Annotated in this window: 5 protein-coding genes; 4 read left to right on the forward strand and 1 reads right to left on the reverse strand. The window is 61.6% G+C overall.

Annotated features, from left to right (window positions below):
- Both NW845_RS12585 and NW845_RS12590 read left to right on the forward strand, forming a co-directional pair.
- The coding region (locus tag NW845_RS12585) for a zinc ribbon domain-containing protein (protein ID WP_414378776.1) at window positions 1-558 on the forward strand (558 nt) is incomplete at its 5' end.
- On the forward strand, window positions 555-1,091 hold the full coding sequence (locus NW845_RS12590; protein ID WP_414371660.1) for an HNH endonuclease: 537 nt from the start codon (window positions 555-557) through the stop codon (window positions 1,089-1,091). The genes NW845_RS12585 and NW845_RS12590, both read left to right, overlap by 4 nt.
- 9 nt (window positions 1,092-1,100) lie before the next feature.
- On the opposite strand, the gene NW845_RS12595 is transcribed toward NW845_RS12590, so the two are convergent.
- Window positions 1,101-2,036, reverse strand: coding sequence for an alpha/beta fold hydrolase (locus tag NW845_RS12595; protein ID WP_414366294.1), 936 nt, complete (start codon window positions 2,034-2,036; stop codon window positions 1,101-1,103).
- 107 nt (window positions 2,037-2,143) lie between these two features.
- On the opposite strand from NW845_RS12595, the gene ruvA reads away from it, so the two are divergent.
- Together ruvA and nadD are read left to right on the forward strand one after the other, a co-directional pair.
- The gene (gene ruvA / locus NW845_RS12600) at window positions 2,144-2,758 is read left to right on the forward strand and encodes a Holliday junction branch migration protein RuvA (RefSeq protein WP_414371656.1); all 615 of its coding nucleotides are present in this window, start codon (window positions 2,144-2,146) and stop codon (window positions 2,756-2,758) included.
- Window positions 2,755-3,378 (forward strand): nicotinate-nucleotide adenylyltransferase, encoded by a 624-nt coding sequence (gene nadD / locus NW845_RS12605; protein ID WP_414366291.1) that lies wholly within the window; start codon window positions 2,755-2,757, stop codon window positions 3,376-3,378. Before ruvA ends, nadD begins: the two co-directional genes overlap by 4 nt.
- Window positions 3,379-3,546 lie beyond the last annotated feature (168 nt).

Below are 3,546 nucleotides of genomic sequence, written 5' to 3' on the forward strand. Positions count from 1 at the left end.
CTGTCTGGTCGGGAGAGGCGCTTTCAAACCTGGGTCAATCACCGCATCGCCACTCGCGTCAGCGGGACGGAGTCCTTGGCGATTGTTGCGAGGGCCCAGGCGACCCACCGTTTTATTGCCTTGGAAGACCTGCCTGGGATTAGGGAGCGTACCAACCAACAGCCGCGCAGCAAGACGGAGCGGCGGCGGGCGAACAGTTGGGCGTTCTCCCAGTTGAGACAGTTTCTAGAGTACAAGGCCGCCAGAGCAGGGGTGAAGGTTGTGGTGGTGCCGCCTGCCTACAGCTCGCAGACCTGCCACCGGTATTTGTGGCTTGGGCAGCGGGAAGGGAAGCATTTTCGTTGTGTGAGCCCGGCCTGTGGTTGGGAAGGGGATGCAGATTTGAACGGTGCCAACGTGATTGCCCTTTTGGGGGTCGCTGTAAACCGGCCTAGAGGTCCGTGGTTGGCTTGCCAACTGCAGGGCTACCGTTCGCGTCAGCGGCGCGTAGCGCTTAAAGCCCGCTCCGTACTGCTTAGCGGTCGGAGCCGGGTAGTTTACCGGTGCGTAGCACTATGAGCAAGGTTTTGGTTTTAAATGCCTCCTACGAGCCGCTCAACGTCACCAGTTGGCGCAGAGCTGTCGTCCTTTTGCTCAAGGGCAAAGCCGAGCAAATCGAGCACAACGGCAAAGTAGTCTACGGCAACATCCCTCTGCCCACCGTCATCCGCCTGCGCCACTACGTTCACGTTCCCCACAAAGAGATTCCCCTGACACGCCGCAACGTCCTCTATCGCGATGGGCACCGCTGCCAGTACTGCGGTTGTTATGGCGAAGACCTCACCCTGGATCACGTGATCCCGCGCTCCCGCGGCGGCGGAGATACCTGGGAAAATGTGGTCAGCGCCTGTGTGCGCTGCAACGTGAAAAAAGGGAATCGCACTCCGCGTGAGGCTGGCATGCCCCTGCTGCGCCAGCCCCGCCGCCCCCACAGCACCCTTTACTTTGAAATCTCCAAAGCTGTCAGCAGCGGATCCTACCGGGAATGGCTGAAGTACGCCATTGGCCTGGAAGGAGACTCGCCGCCAGAGCCGGCAGGCAACCCCGGCTAGCTCTCAAGGCTAAGGATGCAGGTCTGAAACCGGCGCTGCTTTGAAAGGGGGAGGAGAGGTGGTGGCCGGGATCCCCGTCTCGATCCACTGGTGGATCAGGGCATTGACCTGTTCGGGGCGCTCATCGTGAGGGCAGTGGCCGGCTTCCAGGAAGTATTCCACCGCCTGAGGGTAGTGAGCCCGGTACAGCTTGGAGCGCTCGCGGGCCCGCATCCAGGGATCCCGTTCGCCCCAAATCAACAACAGGGGGCGCACCAAGCTGCGCAGCAGCTCATCCACATAGCGCCCCTTCTGCCCGCCCCGCATCAGGGCCACGAACACATCGGCAGCCCCCGGATCCCGTGTGGGGCGATGAATGTCTTCCACCAGTTGATCCGTCACTGCCGCCGGGTCGTAATAGACCTGCTTCAGCTTGGAGCGAATCACCCGCGGCTGCCGCAAGTACTGAAACAATAGGTAAGACACCAGGCGCTGGCGCAGGCCCCAGCCCACCAGGCCACGCAGCCATTGCCGCCAGCCAGAGGGGGATCCCTTAGCAGTGGAAAAGCCACCGGCTCCGTTAAGCAACACCACCCCCCGCACCCACTCCGGCCACTCTGCCGCAAGGCTGAGCACCACATAGCCACCCAGGGAGTTGCCAATGGCCACCACAGGCCGCCGGATCACCTGTTGACAGAAATCCCGCAGTTGATCCCGCCAGATCTCGGCGCGGTAGTCCCAGTTGGGCTTGGCCGAACGGCCAAAGCCGAGCAAATCGATAGCATAGACCTGGTAGTGTTGGGCCAACTCAGGGATATTCTTGCGCCAGTGGTCGGTGGAGGCCCCAAAGCCGTGCACCAAAAGCAAAGGCTGCCCCTGCTCGCCCTGTTTGACATAATGAACGGATTGCCCCCGCCAAATCCAGCGTGCCGAGATGGGAGTGGCCGGTGCCGACGTTGATACCATAAGGTTTGCTCGTGAGCTTTTCTCATTCTAGATTCATTTAGATTTTGCCTAGCCAGCTCCGAAGCCGCCGCCGGGCAAGGTATCCTAAACACCGGTTGGATACGCACATGATCGCGTTTTTGACAGGCCACCTCGTCGCTGTGGAACCGGGAGAGCGCAGCAGCCTCACCCTGGAGGTGCAGGGGATCGGCTATCGCATCCAGGCGCCGGCCCGTTTTCTCAAGCAACTGCCCCCTGTAGGAGAGCCTGTGCGGGTGTTCACCCATCTGCTGGTGCGGGAGACCGAGCTGGTGCTGTACGGGTTTGGCTCGCCAGCGGAGCGGGATCTGTTTGTGGAACTGATCAAAGTCCCGGGGGTGGGTCCGGCTTTGGGTCTGGCGCTGCTCAACACTTTCGCTTTGCCGGAGCTGGTGCAGGCGGTGGTTACCGAAAATGTCCGCCTCCTCTCCCTAGCCCCAGGGGTGGGCCACAAAACGGCCCAACGGCTGGCGCTGGAGCTGAAAAGCAAATTGGCCCACTGGCGACAAGGCCTAGAGAACGCAGATCGCCCTCTGGCTGGCGGGCCGCCCCCCTCTATCCGGGAGGAGGTGGAAATGGCCCTGCTGGCCCTCGGCTACAGCCTCCAGGAAATTCAAGCGGCCCTGCAAGCCCTTCCACCTCAGCCCCGGCAGACGGAAGACTGGCTGCGCGAGGCCATCAGCTACCTCAGCCAACAGCCATGAGTGGCTCAGCCCCCAAGCAGCGCCGCGTTGGCATTCTCGGCGGCACCTTTAACCCCGTCCACCACGGCCATCTGATCATGGCCGAGCAGGCCCTCTGGCAGTTCAACTTGGATCAGGTGCTGTGGATGCCGGCAGGGGATCCTCCCCACAAGCCCTTGGCTGCCGGCGCCAGCAAAGCGGATCGCCTGGCCATGGTGAAGCTGGCCATTGCCGACCACGAGCGCTTCGCCTGCTCCGAGCTGGAGATCCGCCGTCCTGGCCCCTCCTACACCATTGAGACACTGCGCTGCCTGATGCAAGAGCAACCCAACACCCAGTGGTACTGGATCATCGGGGTGGATGCCCTGCGGGATCTGCCCCAGTGGTACCAGGCGGAAGAATTGGCCCGCCTCTGTCACTGGATTGTTGCCCCCCGCCTCGATGCCGGTGATGCCGCCCAGGTGCTGCAGTCGGTGGCTGAGAAGCTGCCCATCCGGGCGACAATCTTGGACGCCCCCACCCTAACGCTTTCTTCCACCTACCTGCGTCAGCAAATCCAAAAAGGGGGATCCATCCGCTACTTGGTGCCCTCCGCTGTGGAGCACTACATTCGCCAACACCGACTCTATCTCGACCCTTGAAGAAAAAAAGAGGAGGGCTCCCCCCTCTTCAATCAACCCATTGGCTACAGCAACGGCCCGCCCAACTTTTTTTAGGGAGGAGAAGCTGAAGAATGAACTACCCCACCGCGTAGGCGGGTGGCGTTTCCTCACCCGCTTGACAGCAGAGCTTTTGTCTCTTCTTCTGCC

Source organism: Synechococcus sp. H60.2 (genome assembly GCF_047462315.1).
Lineage (GTDB): Bacteria > Cyanobacteriota > Cyanobacteriia > Thermostichales > Thermostichaceae > Thermostichus.